Genomic DNA, 24378 nt, shown 5'->3' on the forward strand with positions numbered 1-24378 from the left:
GAATGGGGAAGGCGTTTGATTGGCATTTGATTTTTGATTTCATTCCGACATTGTTGGAATATTTGATGGTAACGTTGCAAGTGTTGGTGTATGCGACGGTGATTGGGTTGATTTTGGGCATGATTTTGGCGGTCATTCGATTGTTTCGGGTGCCTGTGCTTAGCCAGCTCGTCGTTGTGTTCCTTTCGTTTATTCGCGGAACACCGATGTTGATTCAGTTATTTCTAGTATTTTACGGTTTACCAGCGTTGTTACTTGTGTTTGGTGTCGATATTTCGCGGATGGCACCGGCGTATTTCGTGATTATTACGTATGCGTTGCGAGATGGCGCGATTTTTTCAGAGATTTTCCGAAGTGCGATTAAGGGCGTGGATTATGGGCAAACAGAAGCTGCAATGTCGGTTGGCATGAGTCAGGCGCAGGGCTTTTTCCGGATTGTGTTGCCGCAAAGTGCGAGTATTGCTTTTCCGAATGTGGCGAACTCGATCATTAGTTCATTGAAAGACACGTCGCTTGCGTTTACGATTGGGATTATGGATATGATGGGGCGCGGGGAAGCGCTGATTGCGGCTACAGCTCATGCGCTGGAAGTTTATATCGCGATGTCGATTATTTACTACGCGGTTGTTCTCATCCTGGAACAACTGGCAAAAGTATTTGAAAAACGTGCCAACCGTCATAAGGCGCCAGTTGTTGCGCTAGATTAAGAGAAAAGGAGGCGAAGTACGCGATGCAACTGGATTTTCCGTTTATTTGGGAGGCTTTTAAAGAGATTTTGGCGGCGTTACCGCTCACGTTATTACTCACATTTGTGCCGTTAGTTGTCGGTTTTCTCATTGGGCTTGGCGTCGCTTTGGCGCGAATTTACCGTACGCCGGGCGTGTATCATGTGGCGAATGGCTATGTGTCCTTTGTTCGGGGGACGCCGATTGTAATGCATATTATGCTGATATATTTTGGCTTGCCGCTTTTGCTTGATACGCTTTCAAAACGGTACGACTGGACATTCAATATTAACAGTGTGCCAATCACTATTTTTGTACTGATTGCGTTGTCGCTTAGCGCAGGAGCTTATCTTTCTGAAATTATCCGTTCGGGCATTGTTGCGGTACCGAGTGGTCAAATGGAGGCGGGTTATTCCGTCGGGATGACGAAATTCCAAGTGATGACGCGAATTATTTTACCGCAGGCGCTAGCGCAGTCGATTCCGAATTTGACGAATATCGTGGTTGGCTTTTTGCAAGCTTCGTCGATTGCTTTTCTCGTTTCGGTCAAAGAAATTACGGGAACGGCGCAAATCGTGGCTTCTAGCAATCTGAAGTTTCTCGAAGCATTTATCGCGGCAGGCTTGCTTTATTGGGGCGTCACCATCATCATCGAGCTCGTCGCGTCATTGATTGACCGTAAAGCCACGGCCTATAATCGAGGAGGGATTGGATGATCCGCTTACAAGGAATAAAAAAACAGTTCGGAAAACAAGAAGTGCTAAAAGGCATTGATTTAACGATAAACAAAGGCGAGGTAATCACAATTCTAGGCCCTAGTGGCTCCGGCAAAACGACCTTACTTCGCTGCCTCAACTACTTAGAAAAACCAAACGGCGGCACAATCGAAATCGGTCATGTGACGGTAGCCACCGAAAAAGCGACTAAAAAAGACATTATTGCGCTACGGAAACAAACAGCGATGGTATTCCAACATTATAATTTATTCGCCCATAAAACGGTCATCCAAAACGTGATGGAGGGCTTAATCGTCGCTCAAAAAGTGAAAAAAGCAGAGGCTAGAGCTAGAAGTGAAGCCATTTTGACAAAAGTCGGACTTGGTGATAAATTAGGTTTTTATCCGAGTCAGCTCTCTGGTGGGCAGCAGCAACGTGTTGGTATTGCTCGTGCGTTAGTTTTGAATCCAGAGGTTATTCTTTTTGATGAGCCTACTTCGGCGCTTGATCCGGAGCTTGTCGGTGAGGTTTTGGCGGTTATTAAAGCGATTGCGGAGGAAGGAATGACGATGGTTGTTGTGACACATGAAATGCAATTTGCAAAAGAAGTGTCGGATCATGTGTTGTTTATGGCGGATGGTGTTGTGGTAGAAGAAGGAAGCCCGATTGAGCTATTTGGTGCACCGAAGCAAGAACGAACACGCCAATTTTTGCGTCGAATTTCTGGAGACGTCTCTGTCCCATCAGTCGTTGTTCCAGTGCCAGAAGAATGGCCGAAAGCATCGACAGCCTACTAAAAGTCGCTTTTTTACTCTTTACCTTTACTAGGAAATATGCTATCATAAAAGGTAGTCAAAAAGAGGACGGTTTTAGGAGGAAAGAGCATGAATACAGCGTTAACAGTTTTACTTGTTATTGTATCTATATTGTTAATCATCGTAGTTGTTCTTCAGCCAGGTAAGAGTAACGGGTTATCCGGAGCAATCTCTGGTGGAGCAGAAGAGCTATTTGGTAAACAAAAAGCAAGAGGTTTAGAACGTATCTTGCATCGCACAACGATTGTTTTAGCAGTAATATTCTTTGCAATCTTAATTGCTTTAGGATTTTTCTTGTAATTATAAACGTGATGACTCCACCTGATTTTTTAGGTGGAGTTTTTATTTGGAAATAAGCGCTTATTCTAGTATGGTCAGGTGAACTTCAATCCCTTCTTTTTGAAATTTGGGTATATAGAAGGTACACTAGTAACAATGATATTTTATAGAACGAAGGGGATTTTTGATATGAAGATGAAGGCGCCACAGCCATTTTTATTTGAGACAGGGAAACGGGCGGTATTGCTACTGCACGGGTTTACGGGAAGTTCGGCGGATGTGCGGATGTTAGGACGGTTTTTGCAGGATAATCATTATACGTGCTACGCGCCGCAGTATAAGGGTCATGGTGTTTCGCCTGATGTTTTGTTGACGACGGGGCCGGCTGATTGGTGGCAGGATGTGCTTGATGCGTACGACCATTTGAAATCGCTTGGTTATGAGGAGATTGCGGTGGCTGGGCTTTCGCTTGGTGGGTTGTTCTCGCTGAAACTGGGATATAATCGGCCGCTCAAAGGGATTGTGGCGATGAGTACGCCGACGCGGATGGATAGTTCTTCGCCGATTATTCAAGGATTCTTGGACTATGTGCGGAATTATAAGAAGTATGAAGGCAAAACGCCAGAGCAGATTGATGCGGAAATGCTTGCTTATGCGGATGCACCGATGGACACGATTGCGAAGCTAAAAGATGAGATTAATGAGGTTATTCCGCAAATTGATCTGATTTATGCGCCGATTATGGTTGCTCAAGGAAAAAAAGATCAGATGGTAGATGTAAATGGTGCGGAATTGATTTATAATAAGGTAGAGTCAGAACAAAAGGAACTGAATTGGTACGAGAATTCTGGACATGTAATTACGATTGATAAGGAAAAGGCGCAGTTGCAAGATGATATTTTAGCCTTTTTAAATACGCTCGATTGGCATGTTTAAGTTTTTGAAAGAGAGAGGAGGGAAACAATGAAAAAAATTGAAGAGAGATTATTAGATTTTATGAAGGAATCGCCGAAAACGACATTTTCATTAGATGATTTAGAAACGGAAATGGCGCTGCAAGATGCGGACGATTTTAAGGCGATGGTGAAGTCGCTTGTTGCGATGGAGGATCGTGGGGATGTGATTCGGACGAAGAAGAATCGCTATGCGTTACCGAAGGAACTAGATTTTGTGAAGGGGACTTTCCGGGCGCATGAGAAGGGATTTGGATTTGTTCTTCCGGAAGAGCAGGAGATGGATGATATTTTCATTCCGCCGACGCAAGTGAATAATGCGATGAACGGGGACGTTGTTTTTGCGAATATCACGAAGATGAAGGGTGATAATTTAGCAGAAGGAACGATTCACAAAATTGTGGAACGCAAAACGTCGCAAATTGTTGGTACGTATATGGAGGATCTGATTGGGGAACCGATTGTGATTCCTGATGATAAACGGACATTTGGTGAGGTGGAAATTGATCTTGATAATGGTTTGAAACCGGTGGATGGTCATAAGGTTATCGTTGAATTGACGGACTATCCGAAGAATCATAGCCGTGCGCGTGGTATTGTGAAAATGATTATTGGGCATCGGAATGATCCGGGTGTTGATATTTTATCTATTATTCATAAACATGGGATTCCGATTGCTTTTCCAGACGATGTGATGGAGCAGGCGAATGCGGTTCCAGCGGAGATTGCGGAAAGCGAAATAGGTGAGCGCCGCGACCTGCGTGATGAAGTGATCATTACGATTGATGGCGCGGATGCGAAAGATTTGGATGATGCGGTAACGGTGACGAAATTGCCCAATGGTAATTATAAGCTTGGCGTGCATATTGCGGATGTAAGTTCGTATGTGACGGAGGGCTCGGCGCTGGATCGTGAGGCATTTGAGCGTGGCACGAGTGTGTATTTAGTGGATCGGGTTATTCCGATGATTCCGCATCGTTTGTCGAACGGGATTTGTTCGTTAAATCCGCATGTGGACCGCTTTACGATGTCTTGTGAAATGGAAATTGATGAGACGGGTACAGTTGTTTCGCATGAGATTTTTGAAAGTGTGATTAAAACAACGGAGCGTATGACGTATTCGGATGTTAATGATATTTTAGTGCATGAAGATGCGGAATTGCGTGAGAAATATGCGACCATTGTACCGATGCTAGAGGAAATGCATGCGTTGTCGCGGATTTTGCATAAGAAACGGGACGCGCGTGGGGCTATTGATTTTGATTTTAAAGAAGCGCGTATTGTGGTTGATGATGATGGGCATCCGACGGGCGTTGTGACGCGGGAACGGTCTGCTGGTGAGCGCTTGATTGAAGAGTTCATGTTGGCGGCCAATGAGAGCGTTGCGGAGCATTTTTATTGGATGCAAGTGCCGTTTATTTACCGTATCCATGAAAATCCGCGTGAAGAGAAGTTGCAGCGTTTCTTTGAGTTTATTACGAATTTCGGTTTAATTGTGAAGGGGACGGCGAATGATGTGCATCCGCGGGCTTTGCAGCAAGTTTTGGATGAGGTAAAAGGTAAACCGGAAGAGATGGTTGTGTCAACGATTATGTTGCGTTCGATGCAGCAAGCGAAATATGATACGGCGAACATGGGTCACTTTGGCTTGTCAACGGAGTATTATACACATTTCACGTCTCCGATTCGTCGCTATCCGGATTTGATTGTGCATCGTTTAATTCGTGAATATTTGATACATGGCAACATTGATGATGCGACGCTTGCGAAATGGGGCGAACGTCTTCCTGAAATCGCCGAGCATACATCAAAAATGGAGCGTCGAGCTGTGGAGGCAGAACGTGAAACGGATGAACTGAAGAAAACGGAATACATGGTGCAACATGTGGGTGAAATTTTCAAAGGTATTATTAGTTCGGTGACGAATTTTGGTTTGTTTATTGAACTGCCAAATACAATCGAAGGGCTTGTACACGTGAGCACAATGAAAGGTGACTACTTCCAGTTCCATCAGAACCAGTTAGCGATGATTGGGGAGCGAACAGGGCAGGTTTACCGGATTGGTGATGAAGTCGAAGTCGAAGTAACGAAGGTCGATGTGGACCATCGCGAAATTGATTTTGCTTTGCGCAGTCTTGGGAAAGAATCGCCAGGCTTTAAACGGAACAAGAAAACCGTGGAAGTCTCCAAATCATTTAAGAAAAATAAAGGTCGTCCGGGTGGCGGCGATAAGAAACGAAATGACGGACCGTCGCGCAAGAAAGAAAAAGACGAAGGCGAATGGTACGCAAAACCGAAGAAGAAAAAGAAAAAACCATTTTACCAAGGTGTGGCAAAAGGTACGAAATCGAAGAAGCCGCGCCGTTAGAAGGGAGGATGTACGATGCCTAAAGGTGAAGGACGTTTAGTAGCACAAAATAAGAAAGCGCGTCATGACTATGCGATTGAAGAAACGTTTGAAGCAGGAATTGTGCTCCAAGGAACGGAGATTAAATCGGTTCGTAATGCGCGCGTAAACTTGAAAGATGCATATGCCAGAGTGGATCGTGGCGAAGTTTTTCTGCATAATATGCACATTAGTCCATATGAGCAGGGCAACCGCTACAATCATGATCCGCTTAGAACACGCAAGTTATTGTTACACAAGAAACAGATCAGCAAGCTTATCGGCGAGACAAAAGAGGCAGGGTACTCCATTGTACCGCTGAAAATGTACATTAAAGACGGCTATGCAAAGGTGCTAATCGGTGTGGCAAAAGGTAAAAAGAAATATGACAAACGTGAAGATTTGAAACGCAAAGAAGCGAAGCGTGATGTGGAGCGAGCGTTTAAAGAAAGACAGCGTTAAGAGCGGGAAGGCCAAATAGGTATGTGTGGGAAGTGCATATTTATTTGGCTTTTTCTAGCAACAGAAAATGGGAGTGTAGGTAATGATTTCAACGAGGGTGATGAAGTTTGAAGCGTTGATGAAACTTGTGGACAATGGGGAGTTGGAACAGGCAAGGGAAATCGCGCAAAGTTATGTGGAAGCGCAACCACGAAATTTTGTAGGGTATTTGTGTTTGGCGTATGTGGCGTTTGCGGGAGATGAAGATAAAGTTGCCGCAGAGGCTTATGTGGAAGAAACGTTGCGACATGATCCACGCTGTGAAGAAGCGATGCGACTTGGCGTGATGATTTGGATGGGTAGTGACAACGCCGCTAAAGAGAAATATTATATTGAACAGGGCCTGCGCTACGCATCGCGGGAGGCGTTTTATCCGTATCGAATGGGGACTTTGCTGGAATCTCGAAATTTGAAAGAAGCCGCCCCTTATTTTGAAAAAGCAGCTGGGTTGGATGCGCGCAATGCGTTGTATGCTGGGAAGTACAGCAATGTGATGTATCAGCTCGGCAAGAAGAAAGTAGCGCGTGACTACATGCAGCGTGCGCTTAATTTAGAACCGACTCACGCGGAGAATGTGCAGAATTTTGCACAATGGAGCTTTGAAGATGGTCATTTTAAAATAGCACGAGATTTATCCGAACGGGCGTTACAAACGAAGCATGATACAGAGTCGGCACGATTAGTTCACCAAGCCGTTCCAACTAGTAATTGGCTTGTGGCAACGGTTCTGCGAATCGGTCTTATTTTTATAGCTCCATTCAAAGGACGCAAAACAACTGCAAAAATGATGCTGGGCTTCGTTTTAGGCCTCTGGATTCTGTGCATACCGCTATTTTTCATCAACAATTTAGTGGGAATGATTGGCGTTACGACCGTGTTAGCTCTAGGTGTGGTGACGAGCCTAATCAGCAAGGCCATACGCGCAAAACTAACACTAGACGTAGAATCTCCGAAAGCGCAAGTAAAGCAAGTCGCAAAGCCAGTAATAAAAGCGCCACCAGCTAAAAAAGTAGCAGAAATTCAGCCGTCAAAACCAATAAAGCGGGAACAAAATCGGGAAATAAACCCGCCGCTAGGTAAGAAAGCAATGCAACCAGCTAAAATCAATCTTAAAATCTTTATTGTTCCAGCGATTATTTTGGCAGTCATTGGTTTTGGCTTAATGGAAGACAATTCTGCCGATGACTACGATTCGTATTCGTACGATGACATGGCAGGCGGTTCCGAAGAAGCAGATAACTTTTTTACGATCCGAAATAGTCTCGAAAACGAAGAAGACATCGCGCAAGGTGATGTCATTGACGAAAGCTTCTATCCAGCTTTCAAAAAACTAATGAGTCAGCCTAAATTGAAAGAACAGTTCCGCGGTTCCTACACAACAGGAGAATATCTTGATGATGGCGAGTTGCAATATCTTAAAATCGAGGATGATTCTGGAGATTTACAATTCCTAACCGAATTTAAAGACTATAAACTGCACGACATCTACGGCACTGGCTGGGATGACACAGAAGCTGGGAAAGCCCGCTATACCGAGTTATTACAAGCATTTGATGAAGAGCAAGGTATAAGCGACGGCGTTTTAGAAGAAGCGCATATGAAGCTTATCCAAGCCAGTTTTGCGTCAAACGATAGCGATCATAAGGTAGCACTTACAATGGTTGGCGAGGATTTCCAAGATACCTTCACAGATATGATGAATGACGATGCAGTGAAAAACCAATTTATCGCCAGCACGAATTTCGTTTTCATAGACGATAGCGACTACCAGTACCTCAAAATGACTGATGACAATGACGGAGAGCCACTCATCGCGCAATTTGAAGATAAAAATTTGGTCTACATGTATGGCGCGGATTGGAGTGAGGATGACGAGGATCAAGCAAGATACGAAGAAATACTGAGTGATTTAGATTGGGAAGACTCATTGTAATATTGAAACCACCCGATAATTGGCTTTAACTTGCCATTTGAGAGCAGTTCGTGTATAATATAATTTGCTGTACACGAGCCTCGAGGGGACGTTACGGATTCGACAGGGATAGTTCGAGCTTGGATTGCGAGTCGGGGGGATCGGCCTCGTTACAAACGTCAAAGCCAATAATAACTGGCAAAACTAATAACAACCTAGCTTTCGCTGCCTAAGAACAGTCGATAGCTGATCCTCCGTGCATCGCCCATGTGCTACGGTAAGGGTCTCAAATGAAGTGGGATACGATTTTAAGTCTCCGTCTGGGGCTTAGAAGAAGAGCATAATCAGACTAGCTTTGCGAAAGCCTGTTGTCGGGCCGCTGCATATGCGAAACCCCAATACGATGACTACGCTCGTAGAAGTCTAAGTGCCGTTATTTCTGGACGTGGGTTCGACTCCCACCGTCTCCATTACATGGAGAAACGCTTGAAGCATTGATATACAATGTGCTTCAAGCGTTTTTTTTGTACTTTAATCGAGTTTTGAACATCAAATTGAAATGAAACTTGTTTTTTACGCTAAAATAGGCAGAAAATGAACGAAATGAAAAATATTTGCCACGCGTCCTTAAATGGGGGGTTACAAAAGCGTATGGAAATTGGTTGGATGCGGCTGTTTATTATACCAAAAATGTCCTCCAGTGACAGAAACACCAAAACCAAATGTGCCAAGTAGTGCAAAAGTAAAGGTCTTGCCAAGTGCTAAAACGTGCGCTATTGGACATGCTATTTTAGCTTTTACTAATGGTAGACAATACACAATTTTACAAACAAAAGCGGATCGCGTGCGACTCTCAGGGATTAACTCGTGGAGGTACAACCGAGATGTGGAAGTGATGAAGGCAAGGGGCGCCCCACCTGTAATGTCCAAAAAGATCTATTTACCAGCTTTATATAACATTTGACATATAACTAAAATCGTTATATACTCAAAAATATGAAATATAGAACAAAAGGAGAATATGTTATGTTGAAAGCATTGAGCAAAAAGAAGGTAAGAATGTTAGCAGTAGCAATGTCATGTTCTTTTGCATTTACAGTAGCATCACCAGCTTTAAATGTCTATGCAGAAGAAAGTTTAGAAGATGTAACGTCATCAGTAGAAACAAATCAATTTGATGTGGATGCTTCCCAAGCAATTTCTGAAATTGATAGTGTAGGAGTAGAAAAAGTTGTAAGTGAAGATGCGCCAAGCACCTCAAATATTCGATTGCTTAAAGCAGCAGCTTATAAAAATAAGACCTATTCTTATAAGCGAGGTGGCTTTGCAGCGTGGTGTAGAGATAATATAAGTTATAGATATAATGGAACTACAGTGGCGGAAAATAGTAAGTGGCAAGAAACTGGCTATCTTTTTCCCAATATTATTTCAAAAAAAGGAATCAAACTCATTGCCACTGGTACAGGATACAGAGATTATAGAGGTACAAAAACATATAAAATTGGAACACCAAGCCCATGGGGAGACGTTGCCTTCAGCGCATTTGATAAAACAGATCAATATAGAGTGAAATCTAACGGTTCTGGTTATCTGAAATAGAGATGTTAGGACTCGATTATGTAATGCACTTGCAATGTGTATTCCTAAATTTGCAACTGCATTACTTTTAAAAAAAATTGATTAGTGGGGTGATAAAATGCTAGAAATTATCAATTTAGAAAAGCGATATAAGAATAAAAAAATACTAGCTAATATTAATTTAAAGCTTGATTCCGAAGGTATTATTTTCTTTTTAGGGAAAAATGGAGCTGGAAAAACTACTTTTTTTTAATTGCATTATGGGCTTTGAAAATTATTCAGGTGAAATTGTTAAACCAATAAATATTGCAGCAGTTTTTGATGAGTCACAATTATATAGTAATTTAAATGCACAGGATAATATAAAATTATTGGTTGGAAGAGATTTAGAGCAAGAGGAACGAGTATTGCTACTGAAGTACATAGATGACAGCGTGCTAGAGAGAAAAACAGGATCGTATTCACTAGGGCAAAAGAAGATTCTATCTATTCTTATTGCCATGTTTACAAAACCAGAAATGCTAATCTTAGATGAAGTATCTAATGGTTTAGATTACGAAACGGCAAAGCAAGTTAAAAATTTGTTAGTATCATGCAAAGATAAAATGCTTATTTTGGTTTGTGGACATCAATTTGATTTTTATAATCAGATATTGGATGAAGTGTTTGTAATAAATGACATGCAATTAGTTCATGCCGATATAACGAAGTTTACCGATTTGGAGAGCGTATATGAACAATATGTGGGCTGATGTAAGGATTCAATTATTTTATCAATGGAAGGCAAAATATCTTATTTTATTATTTATATCACTTATCTTGATGTGTGTGTTTTCTAGTTATACACAATATAGTGCACTTCATCAGAAAGAAAATCGATTTAATATTACGATGGAGACGTATGAACAAGATGGAATTACATTGAAGCAGGCACTTTCAGAGGAGCTAAAAATTAAGACGGATGGCAATTCGGAAGAGATAAGTAATTCATTAAAATATGATTATTACCGTGTTATTGCGGCAAAAGTGGCATTAAATCCTTTAAATGCGCCCAATCAAATTTTTACATCGATTGCAATTATAATCTTGCCCATTCTTTTTGGAGTATATAGTTGTCATGTTGCTTTCTTTGATTATAAATATAGAACGATTAAGCATCAGTTATTATTACGAGGTTATAGATCTTTTTATTTTAGTAAGCTTATATCTATAGGCATGGTTGCTGTTGCTACTACTCTTACTACAATTGTGCTTTCAACAGGAATACAGTATTTATTTAATTTATTAGTGGGCGTTCAGCCTAATACAAGTGTGAACTACTTGTCGAAACTCCCCTTACAGTTTCTGTATCAAAGTTTAGTATTTATTTTATTTGGAATGTTTTTCTTCACACTAACAATTATGATTCGTTCGACGTTAGTGAGTATAGTCACGTTATTTTTATACATGTTTATTCTACCAAATTTGGGCGGCTATGATCTGAAAAACTTGATGCTTCTTACAATATCTAAAATATATAATACATCTGCCTCAACAATGGAAGTAGTATCAGGAGTGGATACAAATATTATAGCTGGTTACTTAATTGTTATCATTGTGTGTATTGTACTTACAGTTATTTCTTACGCGTGGAATAAAAAAAGGTTATGCCCTAAACTTTGAAATTTATAATATTGAAATAATTTCTACCGTGTTGTTGCGAAAATATATGACTATACTTCTAAAGAAAAAGTAGTGCTAAAATAATTTGCCACAAGAGTGATTTATGGGATAGTGCAAGAGCACCTTTGATGAACGGTTATACGGTTACCACCCCCATTAAATGAAGAAAACGCTTGAGAACATTGCCTAACCAATGATTCCAAGCGTTTTTTTCATCTATCAAAAATGTCCCTTAGTCTTCTTATAGAAATAAATCGGCAATCCAATCACTGTTAAAGCAAGTCCAATTCCCGCGTTAAGCGGTTGTGTATACAATGTATTCAACACAATAAATACTCCGCCGCAAATCGCGATAATCGGAATCACAGGATAAAGTGGGACTTTATACGGCCGTTTCAGTTCTGGTTCTCGTTTTCGCAAAACAAATACGGCAATAAATGTGAGCGTGTAAAAAATCCAAATTACGAATATTAGCATGTCTGTTAATTGATTGAATCCTCCGGTGAATATCATGATAACCGAGATGATTAAAATAATATTCCCGCCGTTATACGGAATGCTACTCTTCTTACCAAGTTTCTGAAACCAGTTACTAAATGGTAGTTGATTATCTAATGCCATTGCATAGGGAATGCGGATTCCTGTCATTGTATAACCGTTGATTGTACCGAAAACCGAGATTAAAATGCCAATGGTTATTAGCTTCCCGCCGACCGAACCAAAAATGACATTGGCTACATCGGATGCTGGTGTCGCTGTAGCTGCGAGTGAAGCAGCGGGCATAACGAATAGGTACGCGATATTGATAAGTAAGTACACTAACATAACCCCTGTTAACCCGAATACAATCGCTTTTGGCAAGTCTTTCTTCGGATTTTTCATTTCGCCTGCGATGTTTCCAACGTGAATCCAACCGTCGTATGCAAACATAGTGGCAACAAGTCCAGAACCAAGGCTAGTTAAGAACGAATGCTCTTCTACGCTAATCGGAAATAACCGGAACGCCACATCTCCTTGATAAAACAGACCAAATAGAATGATTAAAATGAGCGGTATGAGCTTACAAATCGTTGTGAGGGCTTGGAGTGACCCCGCTACTTTGGCTCCGATAAAATTCATTAACATAATAAATGCTGCAGCCGCGATGGCCACAGGTACGATGATTGCATCACTCGCTTGGAATAAATTCGCGACTTGTGTGGCGAAGATGATGGACAAGGCTGCGATATTAGCTGGGAAGTAAATCACCGTTTGTGCCCAGCCGAGAAGATAGGCGGTTAGCTTGCCGTAAGTTTTTTGTAGATAGATCATCATTCCGCCGGTTTGTGGGATGGCTGCTGAAAGTTCTGCTGCCGTTAATCCACCGCAAATGGTAATGACACCTCCTAGAATCCAAGCTAAAAGCCCAAGCCCTGCTGTCCCGGTTGCTGAATAAACTGCTTCTGGTTTGAAAAAGACACCTGAACCGATAACCGTTCCCATGACGACAGTGAGTGCGGTGAAAAAGCCAATGTCTTTTCTCAGTTTCTGATTTTCCATATGTTTCCCCTTACTTGTCAATTGTTTCATAGATTACTTTAGCCATTGCGCTAAGATTAATAGCCCTGTATACAAAAAAATTAATGCTTTAATACTGTAACATTTTTAAACTTATTTGTCAGCTTTTCCAACATATCTTTTGTCATTTTGTCTAGGTCGTATTGCGGATTGAAATTCCATTCATTTTTAGCACAACTTGCGTCTAAGGAATCTGGCCATGAATCCGCAATTTGTTGACGAAGGGGATCAATGTCGTATGTCATTTTAAAGTCAGGGATGAACTTGCGAATCGATGTTGCGATTTGTTCAGGCTCCAAGCTCATAGCAGTAATATTAAAGGCATTGCGATGCACTAACTGATTTGGTTCCGCTCTCATTAATTCGATGATAGCTTCAATTGCGTCAGGCATATACATCATGTCCATGTAAGTTCCAGGCGCGATGAAAGAGGTATAGCTTTTGTGCTTGATAGCTTCATAATAAATATTAACGGCATAATCGGTTGTGCCACCACCAGGTTCAGTCTTGTAGGAAATCAAACCAGGGAAGCGAACGCCGCGGGTATCTACGCCAAATTTTTGATAGTAGTAGTCGCATAATAATTCGCCACTTACTTTCGTTATACCGTACATGGTTGTTGGGCGCTGAAGCGTGTCTTGTGGGGTGTTTGCAGTAGGAGTTTTAGGCCCAAATGATCCGATAGAGCTCGGTGTGAAGAATTTCAAATGAAGATCACGAGCAACTTCTAGTGCATTTATGAGACCGCCCATATTCAAATTCCACGCAAGTTGTGGCTTTTCTTCGGCAACAGCAGAAAGCAAGGCCGCAAGATGAATAATCGTATCGACTTCATATTTACGCGCCAAAACCATCATCCGTGCTTTATCCGTTACATCTAAAATTTCAAAAGGCCCGCTTTCAATGACTTCGTTTCCAGCGACATGACGAATATCGGTCGCAATGACACTGTCACGCCCATTTTCTTCACGCAGTCGAAGCGTTAATTCAGAGCCAATTTGGCCTAAGCAACCTGTAATAAGTACTCTTTTCATTAATAAAACCTCCATTTTAGTCAAAATCCTGTCTATATATTGAATTAAAATAAGGTATAGTTAGATTTGGTTTATAACTAGAGTTTGGCTGTTCGAGCATTGGAAAAAATGTGAACACAGTCGCTCTTTTTTAGTTAATAACATTTAGTTCCTTACCAATTTTTTCGTAAACCGCTATAACTACATCGAGCATTTCCTTGGTGTGTACAGAGGTTGGCATATTACGAACGCGTCCAGTTCCTTTTGGTACCGTGGGAAAGACAATAGATTTTGCATAAACGCCTTCTTCAAACAAACGACATGAAAATTGTTGCGTCAGCTTCTCATCACCAATGATGCATGGTGTAATCGGTGTTTCAGAATGACCGATGTCAAAACCTAAATTGGCAAGTCCTTGTTTTAAATAAGTGCCGTTATCCCAAAGTTTTGTCAAGCGCTCTGGATCATGTTCCATAATGTCGATTGCTTCGATACAAGCTGCGGCCGTGGCAGGTGTTAGGGAAGTGGAGAACAGGAATGGTCTTGCGCGAACTTTTAGCCAGTCAATCAATTGTTGGGAGCCTGCAACGTAACCACCTACAGCGCCAATGGCTTTGGATAGTGTGCCTATTTGCAGGTCGATTTTGTCGGATAGTCCGAAATGTTTGACTGTACCAGCACCGCCACCCAATACGCCAGAACCATGTGCGTCATCGATATACGTAAGGAGACCAAATTCTTCCGCGATTTCAACGATTTCTGGAATTTTAGCAATATCCCCATCCATTGAAAAAACGCCGTCTGTGATATACATCAATTTTTCGTAGCGACCACTTTCGGTAGCTTCTTTTGCGACGCGACGTAAGTCATCCATGTCTTGGTGTTTGGCACGCAAGACTTTGGCGCCTGACAAACGGCAACCGTCAATGATGGACGCATGATTGAGTTCATCGGAAATGATTGCATCGTTTTTCGTCATGATAGCTGAAATTGCCCCCATGTTACAGTTGAATCCGGATTGGAAAGCAATCGCAGCTTCGGTGTGTTTGAACTCGGCAAGCTTGGCCTCCAGTACATTGTGGATTGTCATTGTGCCATTAATGGTACGCACAGCACCAGCGCCAACACCGTATGCTTCTGTCGCGGCAATGGCTTTTTCTTTTAGGCGAGCGTCGTTGGAAAATCCTAAGTAATTGTTGGACGATAGGTTGATGAGATCCATGCCATTGATTTTGATAATCGCGCCGTTTGGACCTTCCATCGTATCGATTGTGTTGTAAAGCCCTTTATCTTGCAATGCTTGCAGCTGTGGTTCTAAAAATGCCTGTAAAATGTTGTTTGTCATCTTGTACTGCCTCCTATTTTATGATATATTTCTATACTTATCGCGCTTGTGTCGGGCTCAGAGCATTTCACCAGCGCGGCGTTACCTAATGCCAGTAGCCAATCGTGTGGATATGCCAGGTGTTTTTAATTCTAAAAATTTTTGAAGGATGGCAAGCATCATGCTATTAAAACGTGCAGAAAAGAAGCAAATTTAGGCAGGTATATATTTTTGGTTTTAGATAGAATCGGGTATACTAGAGAAAAGGAGGCACACGTGATGAAAGTTCAATGGCAAGTAATCGTTGGGATTATTATTGCAATTTTAATTATTATTTTCGGTACAACAAATATGGGAACGGTGGATGTCCAGCTTATGTTTTGGACCGTGCAGTGGCCATTAATTATTGTTATTCTAGGTTCGGTTGTGGCAGGTGCGTTGCTCGTGCTCTGTTTTAATTACTATCGCACACGGAAGAAACGTAAATTGGCAACTGGCGGACAACAAAAAATCTCCAAAAGCCAAAAATAAGTGACTTTCGGAGACTACCGATTATTTTAAAATTTTACGATGGAACTGTTGATGGGAGTCGTGTGTTTGTTGATGCGGCTTCCCATGAATGTTCTCCGCGAATGGTTTCTTCTCTTTTTCGTGTGGTAGAGCGTCACTTATTTTCGGGGTGTGAATCGCTTGTGAGGTCTGACTTTTCTTAGAATTGGTCATTTTTTAAAACCTCCTTTCTTGTTTCTTACCCTAAATCAATGAATTAAAACGGCATTTCTTTTGGAAGTGCTTTTTTGTTTGCGCAAATGGCAACAGGTTATTGACATCTGATTTTCTATCCTTTAGAATGGATTTATAAACGATAATGAAAATCATTCTCAATTATAAAAGGTGGGTGATGGCTTGAAAAGGGCGATTCTTGTTGTTGTTTTTGTCATATTGGCGCTATTATCAGTTTTTATTGGTGTACAGAAGATTTCTATAATACATATATTTTCGTTGACGAGTGAACAATGGGATATTATTCGGATTAGCAGAATACCTAGGCTGGTAAGTATCATATTAGCAGGCGCTGGCATTAGCATTTGCGGGATGATTATGCAAAGTTTAACGCAAAATAAATTCGTGTCACCCACGACAGCAGGAACGATGGATGCGGCGCGACTTGGGATATTAGTTTCGTTGCTTGTATTTACGACAGCGAGTCCGTTAGTGAAAATGGGTGTGGCATTTTTATTTGCATTATTGGGAACATTTATTTTTATGCAACTATTAGAGCGGATTCCTTTTAAAGACACGATTTTTATTCCGCTTGTGGGTTTGATGTTTGGCGGGATTCTAAGTTCGATTACGACGTTTTTTGCATATAAATTTGATTTGATTCAGAATATTTCTTCTTGGTTGCAGGGCGATTTTTCGATGGTTCTAAAAGGGCGGTATGAGTTGCTTTATGTGACGGTGCCGTTGCTAGTAATCGCGTATGTGTATGCAAATCAGTTTACAGTTGTTGGTATGGGCGAGACGTTTTCGCGGAATTTAGGACTTTCTTACAAGACAATCATGCGGATTGGTTTAGTGATTGTGGCGTTTATTACGGCATCGGTTGTTCTTACGGTTGGTATGATACCGTTTTTGGGATTGATTGTGCCGAATATTGTTTCGATTTATCGGGGCGATAACATGAAGAAGACACTTTTTGATACGGCGGTTTTTGGCGCGACATTTTTGCTTTTTTGCGATGTTTTGGGACGGGTCATTATTTACCCGTACGAGGTGTCGATTAGTCTGATGGTTGGGATCATCGGGAGCGCGATTTTTATTTATCTGCTGATGAGGAGAAAAGCGTATGCGTAAAAATTGGATTTTAGCAGGTATTGTTGTGATTTTGATGGCTAGTTATTTGTTTTTGTTTATGGGTGGAAATCCGGCGTTCGCGCTTACACTTCGGTCGACTAGACTAGTAGCGATTGTGTTTACAGGTGTGGCAATTGCGGTTTCGACGGTGGTGTTTCAAACCATCACGCAAAATAAGATTTTAACACCGTCGATTATGGGGATGGATTCACTGTACATGTTGTTGCAAACATCGCTTGTCTTTATTTTTGGTTCACAGGCGTTGATGCGGTTTGGAAGCGGGCGCTGGAATTTCTTTTTGTCGGTAATGCTGATGATGGGCTTTGCATTTGTCTTGTACTGGTTGATGTTTAAGCGGAATAGGCGGAACATTTATTTCTTGCTGTTAGTCGGTATTGTTTGTGGGACGTTGTTTTCGAGTGTTGCATCGTTTATGGAGATGCTGATTGATCCGAATGAGTTCCAGATTGTGCAGGATAAGATGTTTGCTAGTTTTAACAATGTGAATACGTCGATTTTAGTTGTGGCGATTGTGATTTTTATAGCTGCTATTGTGTATTTATGGCCGTTTGTGAAATATTTGGATGTATTGGCGCTGGGTAAGGATCAGGCGGTGAATCTAGGCATTCCGTATAACAAAATGGTGAAACGACTATTGATGGTGATTGTGGTACTCGTTTCCGTGGCGACTGCACTCGTTGGGCCGATTACGTTTCTTGGCCTGATTGTAGCAAATGTGGCGTATCAATTTTTACGGACACATCGGCATGCAGAATTGCTGATTGGAGCCAGTCTGATTAGCCTATTGGCGCTTGTTGGTGGGCAGCTTTTGGCGGAACGGATTTTCCATTTTAATGCGCCAATCAGTGTCATTATTAACTTGTGCGGCGGTATTTATTTCTTGTATTTGCTTTTAAAGGGGGCGAAATTATGATAGAAGTACGAAATATCGGCAAAAATTATGGGGCAAAAGCGGTGCTTCAAAACATTGATTTGGCGATTCCGGAAAAACAAATTGTGTCTTTCATTGGCGCGAATGGTGCTGGAAAAAGTACGTTGCTTTCGATTATGGCGCGGCTGATGAAGGCGAACGGCGGAACGGTGCATGTGGATGGTGTGGCGCTGGATGATTGGAAATCGGATGCGTTGGCAAAACGATTGTCAATCCTGAAGCAAAGTAATCATGTGACAATGCGCTTAACGGTGCGGGATTTGGTGGCATTTGGTCGCTTTCCGCATTCGAAGGGACGTCTTCAAAAAGAAGATGAGGCGTTTATTGCGATGGCGCTGGAATATATGGAACTCACTAGTTTGGCTGGACGGTATATGGATGAACTTAGTGGTGGTCAGCAACAGCGCGCTTATATTGCGATGATTATTGCGCAGAATACAGATTATATTTTGCTAGATGAGCCGCTTAATAATTTGGATATGAAACATTCTGTGCAAATTATGCAGCTTTTGCGGCGGCTGGTTGATGAATTAGATAAGACGGTGTTGCTTGTTTTGCATGATATTAATTTTGCTTCGTGTTATTCCGATTCCATTGTGGCGCTTAAAAACGGTGAAGTTATTGCGCACGGTGCGACTACGGAGATGATTCAAGAAGAGGTGTTGCAGGAAGTTTTTGATATGCCGATTCCAATTGCGCTCATAAACGATAATCGAATTGGCGTGTATTTCAAATAAAGGAGGTGAAATTAGTACAGTAAGGGGTTAAAAAATAGATAAGGGTGGTTAAAGTAGATGAAGAAATTACTAATGGCAGCAATGTTGATGCTTTTAGCGGTATTTGCCGTTGCATGTGGCACGGATGAGAAAACAAAGGCGGACGAGGAAACGACAGCGAAGGAACTAACAATTAAACACGAGCTTGGCGAAACGAAAGTCAAACAAAATCCAGAAAAAGTCGTTGTTTTTGACTTTGGAACATTGGATACGTTGCAAGCACTAGGTTTATCTAACAACGTAGCAGGCTTGCCGAAACAATCTTTACCGAAATACCTCAACGATTTTGCGGCGGATAAATACGCAGATCTTGGCGGTTTAAAAGAACCTGACTTTGAAAAAATAAACGAGGCGGCACCAGACTTAAACATTATTTCCGGTCGCCAATCCGATTCTTACGATAAATTTTCCGATATTGCACCAACGATTTATCAAGGCGTGGACGCAAAAGATTACATGAAGTCTTTCCAAACGAACGTCAACACTATCGCGAGCCTTTTTGGAAAAGAAGATGAGGCGAAGAAGCAATTAGATGCGATTGATAAACAAGTCGCTGACGTCAAAGCAAGCGTTCCAGAAGGCAAAACAGGCCTTATCCTACTAGCCAATGACGGCAAAATGAGTGCTTACGGCCCAGAATCGCGCTTTGGCCTAATCCACGATGTACTTGGCGTTACACCGGCAGATCCTAACATCGAAGCATCAACACACGGTCAAAGTGTTTCATCTGAATACATCGCAGAAAAAAATCCAGATTATATCTACGTTGTGGATCGCGGTGCGGCAATTGGTGGCGAATCATCAGCAAAATCTGTCGTAGAAAATGAGCTTGTGAAGAAGACAAATGCGTACAAAAATGACCATATTGTCTATTTAAACCCGGAATACTGGTATTTGTCAGGTGGCGGATTAGAATCTGTTGCTGAAATGGTAAAAGAAGTTGGCGATAGTTTGAAATAAAGAGGAGAAAGAGCTATATTTAGCGGTTTTTGATAGCGGCTAGATAATAGTTCTTTCTTTTTTGTAAAAAAGGATTGCTTTTTGAAAGCGAATACAATATAATGAAAGCATAACTTACTTTATTCAATGAACGAAGTAAGTTAATAAGTTTTCCGGAGGACTTGAGATGAGTGAACTAAGAAAAGGAAATAAAGAACTAATCAAGGATATTAATAGATACACAGTATTAAATTTGATTCGGGAGAAAGGGGCGATAACAAGGACAGAAATTGCGAAACGTTGCGATTTTGGTATGTCTACACTTACATATATTTTAGAGGACTTACAAGCGAGCGGGCTTATTTCTGAGGGCGGAGAAATTGGCTCAACTGGTGGGCGTAGAGCAAAAGTGCTGACATTCAATCGTGATTTTGCCTATATTGCCAGTGTTAAAATTGAGGAAGAACGCATTTTACTAGCATTAACCGATTTAGATGCAACAGTTATTATTGACGAAGTAATTGGTTTTCCTGAACACGGTATGCCAGAAAAAGTAGCAGAGGCTATTATGGCCCAAATTCACGTTTTGTTAAAAAAGAAGAAGCTGGAGCAAAAACGTTTAATGGGCATTGGAATCGCAGTTTCAGGATTAGTGAATCGTAAGGAAGGTGTTGTAATTCGTTCGACGATGCTTGGCTGGGAAAATGTAGAACTGGCTAACATGTTTGCGACTAATTTTCCGAATATACCCGTTTTAGTAGATAAAAATATCAATTGTTACGCACAAGCAGAACTTTTTCTTGGGGAAGGCAGAAATATATCGAATTTTGTGTGTATTTCAGTTGGAGCTGGGTTAGGTTTGTCAACGGTCATTAACCGACATATTTATTATGGATCGCATGGCGGTGCAGGTGAATTTGGGCATACGACATTTCAAGTAAATGGCTATCCATGTCACTGTGGTCAAGATGGTTGTCTGGAAATGTATGCGTCAGAATTTTATTTTCATAATAAAAAGCAAGAATTACTAGAAAAAAAAGTAGAGACAACAATCACTGATTTTCATTTTGAGAATGTTGCCAAAGCTGCTGAAAATGGAGACGAAGTAGCATTAAAACTCATCCAAACAATGGGAGAAAATTTAGGCTATGGTATTCGCAATTTAATTAATACCTTTAACCCCGAAAAAGTTATCATCGCAGGAGAGGGCTTACATCATGCCGATCTTTTTATTGAAAACATAAAAGAAATTGCCAATAAAAATTTCTTTTCAGAAGTAGCCATTGAAACACAAATCACCGAAACAGCACTTGGAGATTTAGCTTGGCTACAAGGCGCGGCACTTTTAGTTATCAATCAAATTTTTCAAGTTCCCATATACGAAAGTAATCAAACGTTATTAAAATAGCAGCAGAATGGAGGTTCATTTATGGTTGGGATGACAAGAAAAAAGACGATTTTTTGGCTATGCATCTTTTTGTTACCTAATTTACTAGGTTTTCTAATTTTTATTGGATTACCGATTCTAGGATCATTAGCAACTAGTTTTACAGATTGGGATTTAATTAGTACGATTCATTTTACAGGATTCGATAATTACACAAGGCTATTTCAAGACAGCGAGTTCTGGCAGTCATTTCGTAATACGCTTACTTTCATTATTGGCTATTTACCAATCGTTATGGTGTTTGGTTTAGCGTGTGCGATTTTGCTGAATCAAAAAATAAAAATGAGGGGATTTTTCAGAGCAGTATTATTTTTTGCCAGTAATTACGTCTTGGGTTGCCGTTTCACTTGTATGGAAATGGCTATATAATCCAGCATATGGGCTAATTAATTATTTCCTCTCTGTATTTGGCATTGATGGGCCAAATTGGTTAACAGACCCGCATACAGCGATGATTGCGGTTATTATTACAAGTGCTTGGAAAGACATTGGCTTCATCATGGTGCTGTTCTTAGGTGGCCTACAAAATATTTCACCATCTTATTATGAAGCCGCTAGTATGGACGGCGCATCCAAGTGGCATCAATTGTATGCGATTACAATACCACTTCTTGCACCGACCACCTTCTTTGTGACAATAATTTCATTAATCAACTCGTTCCAGGTATTTGATCAGGTGATGATTATGACGGAAGGTGGACCGAGTGGGGCAACAACAACAATAGTACAAAACATCTACAATCACGCTTTCCGTTATTTCGAGATGGGTTATGCATCAGCCATGAGTTGGGTACTATTTATCGTTATATTCATCATCACTATTATTCAAAATAAACTTCAAAAGAGGTGGTCCAACTGATGGAAAAAGTACAGTCTGCTAGCACAACAGGTAAAATTTCTATTGTGAAAAAAGTACTCATATATATTGTTATCGTACTCGGTGGAATTATTATGGTTTTGCCGTTTATCTGGATGGTGTCGACTGCATTTAAATCAGGAGCAGCAAATATGGTTTTACCGCCACAATTTATTCCAGATGAGCTAACATGGAAAAATTTTGAGCGAGTATTCGAAATGTTCCCGATGATGCAATTTTTAGTGAATTCTATTGTTGTAGCGGTTGTCACGACGGTAGGTCAAATGTTATTTTGCTCCATGGCTGCATATGCATTTGCAAGAATTGAATTTTGGGGACGTGATAAATTGTTTTTGCTATATTTAGCAACTATGATGGTTCCTGCGCAAGTGACCATGATTCCGCAGTTTATTTTAATGAAACAGCTTGGTTGGTTAGATAGCTACACAGGATTGATAGTTCCTGGATTGTTTGGTGTATTTGGAACATTCTTATTACGACAAGCATTCATGGGAATTCCAAAAGAGCTGGATGAAGCGGTATTTATGGATGGAGGAAATCATTTTACAGTATTCCGAAAAGTAATTTTACCACTTGCAAAACCAACCTTTGCAACACTTGGTATTTTAACATTTATGCAGTCTTGGAACAGTTACCTGTGGCCGCTAATTGTCACAAGTAGTCAGGAGATGGCGACGTTACCACTTGGACTATCGTTGCTACAAGGCCGTTACGGAACTGATTTTGGCTTAATGATGGCAGGTGTTTTAATAAGTGTAATACCAATCTTAGCTGTTTATTTATTCGCACAAAAGTATTTTATTCAAGGTATGACAATGAGTGGTATGAAAGAATAAAGAGGGAGTGTTCAACATGAAAAAAATAATTCTAGCATTATTAGTTCTAATCGGTGTTTTTGGACTTACAGCATGTGGAAATTCAGATGAGAGTGGTAAAACAAAAATCACGTACTATCAGTTCTCTGCACCTGCGGATGGAAAGGCATTACAGAAAATGATATCAGAATTTGAAAAACAAAATCCAAAAATTAAAGTAGATGTTCAAACAATTGCTTATGATGATTATTTCACTAAATTACAGACACAAATTGCGGGTGGAGATGCACCAGATGCTTTTGAATTAAACTATGAAACATTTGTACAATATGCCGAAAAGGGAGTTTTGGCAGACTTAAATAGTTTTATTAAAGCAGATAAAAAGTTCGATCCGAAGCAGCTAAACCAAGAGGCTTATAATGCTTTTAATTACAAAGGTAAGCAATACGGAATGGTGGAAAGCTTCTCAAATGTGGTTACGATTTATAACAAAGACATGTTCGATAAAGCCGGCTTGAAATACCCTACAGCCGATTGGACTTGGGAAGATGAATTGAATGCGGCAAAAAAATTAACAAATAAAGGAAAACATGTTTGGGGAACAAGCCAGCCAGTGACAATGAATGAGTTTTTCAAAGTGGCTGCGCAAAATGGTGGTTCGGTTTTCAATAAAGATATGACAGCTGTAACAATGAACAGCAAACAAAATTTAGAAGCATTGCAACATTTAACTGACGAGGTAACGAAATATAAAGTGAGCCCGTCGCCTTCTGATATGTCAGGCCAGCTTCCGGAAGACTTATTTATGAACGGTCAAATCGGTATGTTACATACGGGGATTTGGCTATTTGATAAATTCCAAGCGGCGCCATTTAAGTGGGATATTGCGGTGGAAGCAGGAAATACATCTAAAGCGACTCACTTTTTTTCTAACGGTATCGGCGTTTCTAAAGATTCAAAACATAAAGAAGCGGCCTATAAACTGGCAGCATTTATGAGTGCGGATAAAGAAGCTGCGAAAACACGTATTGAGAGCAATTGGGAACTTCCCGCAACAGAAAATCAAGAAGTTTTAAAACCATATCTCGAAATGACACCACCAGATAATCGTCAAGTCGTTTTCGATTCGTTAAAATATATGGTATTACCTCCTGTTGTAGCTGATTGGAACAAGATTAGCGACTACACAAACGCCCAATTTGAAAAAGTATTGAATAAGGAACAAAGCGCCGAAGAAGCGCTTGATAATTGCCAAAAAGAAATAACTAAAATCATGAACTTTTAACAGCTAAAT

24 protein-coding genes, 1 other RNA gene and 1 pseudogene are annotated in these 24378 nt (G+C 40.9%); 22 read left to right on the forward strand and 4 right to left on the reverse strand.

Annotated features, from left to right (window positions below; translation table 11 throughout):
- Nucleotides 1–2 precede the first annotated feature (2 nt).
- From PRIP_RS08750 to PRIP_RS08805, 13 genes are all read left to right on the forward strand, one after another.
- A complete protein-coding gene (locus PRIP_RS08750; protein WP_036100853.1) occupies nt 3–707 on the forward strand; it encodes an amino acid ABC transporter permease in 705 nt (234 codons plus the stop codon).
- 23 nt (nt 708–730) lie between these two features.
- Complete coding sequence (locus PRIP_RS08755; protein ID WP_036100854.1) at nt 731–1441, forward strand: amino acid ABC transporter permease; 711 nt, start codon at nt 731–733, stop codon at nt 1439–1441.
- Complete coding sequence (locus PRIP_RS08760) at nt 1438–2238, forward strand: amino acid ABC transporter ATP-binding protein (RefSeq protein ID WP_052008835.1); 801 nt, start codon at nt 1438–1440, stop codon at nt 2236–2238. The genes PRIP_RS08755 and PRIP_RS08760 overlap by 4 nt, the downstream gene beginning before the upstream one ends.
- Nucleotides 2239–2325: 87 nt before the next feature.
- The gene (gene secG / locus PRIP_RS08765; protein ID WP_036087216.1) at nt 2326–2556 is read left to right on the forward strand and encodes a preprotein translocase subunit SecG; all 231 of its coding nucleotides are present in this window, start codon (nt 2326–2328) and stop codon (nt 2554–2556) included.
- Between the two features lie 168 nt (nt 2557–2724).
- On the forward strand, nt 2725–3471 hold the full coding sequence (locus PRIP_RS08770; RefSeq protein WP_036100855.1) for an alpha/beta hydrolase: 747 nt from the start codon (nt 2725–2727) through the stop codon (nt 3469–3471).
- A gap of 27 nt (nt 3472–3498) precedes the next feature.
- Nucleotides 3499–5856 carry a ribonuclease R gene (rnr, locus tag PRIP_RS08775; protein ID WP_036100856.1) on the forward strand — a complete coding sequence of 786 codons (2358 nt, stop codon included), beginning with the start codon at nt 3499–3501 and terminating at the stop codon, nt 5854–5856.
- Between the two features lie 15 nt (nt 5857–5871).
- Complete coding sequence (gene smpB, locus PRIP_RS08780) at nt 5872–6336, forward strand: SsrA-binding protein SmpB (protein ID WP_036087213.1); 465 nt, start codon at nt 5872–5874, stop codon at nt 6334–6336.
- 82 nt (nt 6337–6418) lie between these two features.
- On the forward strand, nt 6419–8308 hold the full coding sequence (locus PRIP_RS08785) for a tetratricopeptide repeat protein (protein WP_036100857.1): 1890 nt from the start codon (nt 6419–6421) through the stop codon (nt 8306–8308).
- A gap of 84 nt (nt 8309–8392) precedes the next feature.
- Nucleotides 8393–8760, forward strand: a transfer-messenger RNA (tmRNA) gene (gene ssrA / locus PRIP_RS16760).
- 553 nt (nt 8761–9313) lie between these two features.
- On the forward strand, nt 9314–9886 hold the full coding sequence (locus PRIP_RS16290) for a hypothetical protein (RefSeq protein ID WP_052008836.1): 573 nt from the start codon (nt 9314–9316) through the stop codon (nt 9884–9886).
- A gap of 97 nt (nt 9887–9983) precedes the next feature.
- On the forward strand, nt 9984–10118 hold the full coding sequence (locus PRIP_RS17340) for a P-loop NTPase family protein (RefSeq protein ID WP_149023798.1): 135 nt from the start codon (nt 9984–9986) through the stop codon (nt 10116–10118).
- Nucleotides 10090–10617 carry an ATP-binding cassette domain-containing protein gene (locus PRIP_RS08800; RefSeq protein WP_077912966.1) on the forward strand — a complete coding sequence of 176 codons (528 nt, stop codon included), beginning with the start codon at nt 10090–10092 and terminating at the stop codon, nt 10615–10617. The genes PRIP_RS17340 and PRIP_RS08800 overlap by 29 nt, the downstream gene beginning before the upstream one ends.
- Nucleotides 10598–11527, forward strand: a complete 930-nt coding sequence (locus PRIP_RS08805; RefSeq protein WP_036100860.1) for an ABC-2 transporter permease — start codon at nt 10598–10600, stop codon at nt 11525–11527. The genes PRIP_RS08800 and PRIP_RS08805 overlap by 20 nt, the downstream gene beginning before the upstream one ends.
- A 219-nt stretch (nt 11528–11746) precedes the next feature.
- Here the strand turns inward: PRIP_RS08805 and PRIP_RS08810 are convergent, their stop codons facing one another.
- The 3 genes from PRIP_RS08810 to PRIP_RS08820 all read right to left on the reverse strand — a co-directional run bounded on the left by PRIP_RS08810 (nt 11747) and on the right by PRIP_RS08820 (nt 15442).
- On the reverse strand, nt 11747–13066 hold the full coding sequence (locus tag PRIP_RS08810) for an APC family permease (RefSeq protein WP_036100861.1): 1320 nt from the start codon (nt 13064–13066) through the stop codon (nt 11747–11749).
- Between the two features lie 80 nt (nt 13067–13146).
- A complete protein-coding gene (locus PRIP_RS08815) occupies nt 13147–14118 on the reverse strand; it encodes an L-threonine 3-dehydrogenase (protein WP_036100862.1) in 972 nt (323 codons plus the stop codon).
- A 130-nt stretch (nt 14119–14248) separates the two neighbouring features.
- A complete protein-coding gene (locus PRIP_RS08820; RefSeq protein WP_036100863.1) occupies nt 14249–15442 on the reverse strand; it encodes a glycine C-acetyltransferase in 1194 nt (397 codons plus the stop codon).
- A gap of 258 nt (nt 15443–15700) precedes the next feature.
- Here PRIP_RS08820 and PRIP_RS08825 point away from each other — a divergent pair, with 258 nt between their 5' ends.
- Nucleotides 15701–15952 carry a lipopolysaccharide assembly protein LapA domain-containing protein gene (locus PRIP_RS08825; protein ID WP_036100910.1) on the forward strand — a complete coding sequence of 84 codons (252 nt, stop codon included), beginning with the start codon at nt 15701–15703 and terminating at the stop codon, nt 15950–15952.
- A gap of 21 nt (nt 15953–15973) precedes the next feature.
- Here the strand turns inward: PRIP_RS08825 and PRIP_RS17165 are convergent, their stop codons facing one another.
- Nucleotides 15974–16144, reverse strand: a complete 171-nt coding sequence (locus PRIP_RS17165; protein ID WP_159101533.1) for a hypothetical protein — start codon at nt 16142–16144, stop codon at nt 15974–15976.
- Between the two features lie 183 nt (nt 16145–16327).
- On the opposite strand from PRIP_RS17165, the gene PRIP_RS08830 reads away from it, so the two are divergent.
- The 8 genes and pseudogenes from PRIP_RS08830 to PRIP_RS08865 all read left to right on the forward strand — a co-directional run bounded on the left by PRIP_RS08830 (nt 16328) and on the right by PRIP_RS08865 (nt 24369).
- Nucleotides 16328–17278, forward strand: coding sequence for an ABC transporter permease (locus PRIP_RS08830; protein WP_036100864.1), 951 nt, complete (start codon nt 16328–16330; stop codon nt 17276–17278).
- The gene (locus PRIP_RS08835) at nt 17271–18212 is read left to right on the forward strand and encodes an iron chelate uptake ABC transporter family permease subunit (protein ID WP_036100865.1); all 942 of its coding nucleotides are present in this window, start codon (nt 17271–17273) and stop codon (nt 18210–18212) included. The genes PRIP_RS08830 and PRIP_RS08835 overlap by 8 nt, the downstream gene beginning before the upstream one ends.
- A complete protein-coding gene (locus PRIP_RS08840) occupies nt 18209–18967 on the forward strand; it encodes an iron ABC transporter ATP-binding protein (protein ID WP_036100866.1) in 759 nt (252 codons plus the stop codon). The genes PRIP_RS08835 and PRIP_RS08840 overlap by 4 nt, the downstream gene beginning before the upstream one ends.
- Before the next feature lie 57 nt (nt 18968–19024).
- On the forward strand, nt 19025–19966 hold the full coding sequence (locus tag PRIP_RS08845) for a siderophore ABC transporter substrate-binding protein (RefSeq protein WP_036100867.1): 942 nt from the start codon (nt 19025–19027) through the stop codon (nt 19964–19966).
- A 166-nt stretch (nt 19967–20132) separates the two neighbouring features.
- On the forward strand, nt 20133–21353 hold the full coding sequence (locus tag PRIP_RS08850; protein WP_036100868.1) for an ROK family transcriptional regulator: 1221 nt from the start codon (nt 20133–20135) through the stop codon (nt 21351–21353).
- A gap of 21 nt (nt 21354–21374) precedes the next feature.
- Nucleotides 21375–22251 (forward strand): annotated as a pseudogene (locus PRIP_RS08855) (carbohydrate ABC transporter permease).
- Nucleotides 22251–23105, forward strand: coding sequence for a carbohydrate ABC transporter permease (locus PRIP_RS08860; protein ID WP_036100869.1), 855 nt, complete (start codon nt 22251–22253; stop codon nt 23103–23105). The pseudogene PRIP_RS08855 and the gene PRIP_RS08860 overlap by 1 nt, the downstream one beginning before the upstream one ends.
- Before the next feature lie 16 nt (nt 23106–23121).
- Nucleotides 23122–24369, forward strand: coding sequence for a sugar ABC transporter substrate-binding protein (locus tag PRIP_RS08865; protein ID WP_036100870.1), 1248 nt, complete (start codon nt 23122–23124; stop codon nt 24367–24369).
- Nucleotides 24370–24378: the final 9 nt, after the last annotated feature.

This window comes from Paenilisteria riparia FSL S10-1204 (assembly GCF_000525995.1).
Taxonomy (GTDB): Bacteria; Bacillota; Bacilli; order Lactobacillales; family Listeriaceae; genus Listeria_A; species Listeria_A riparia.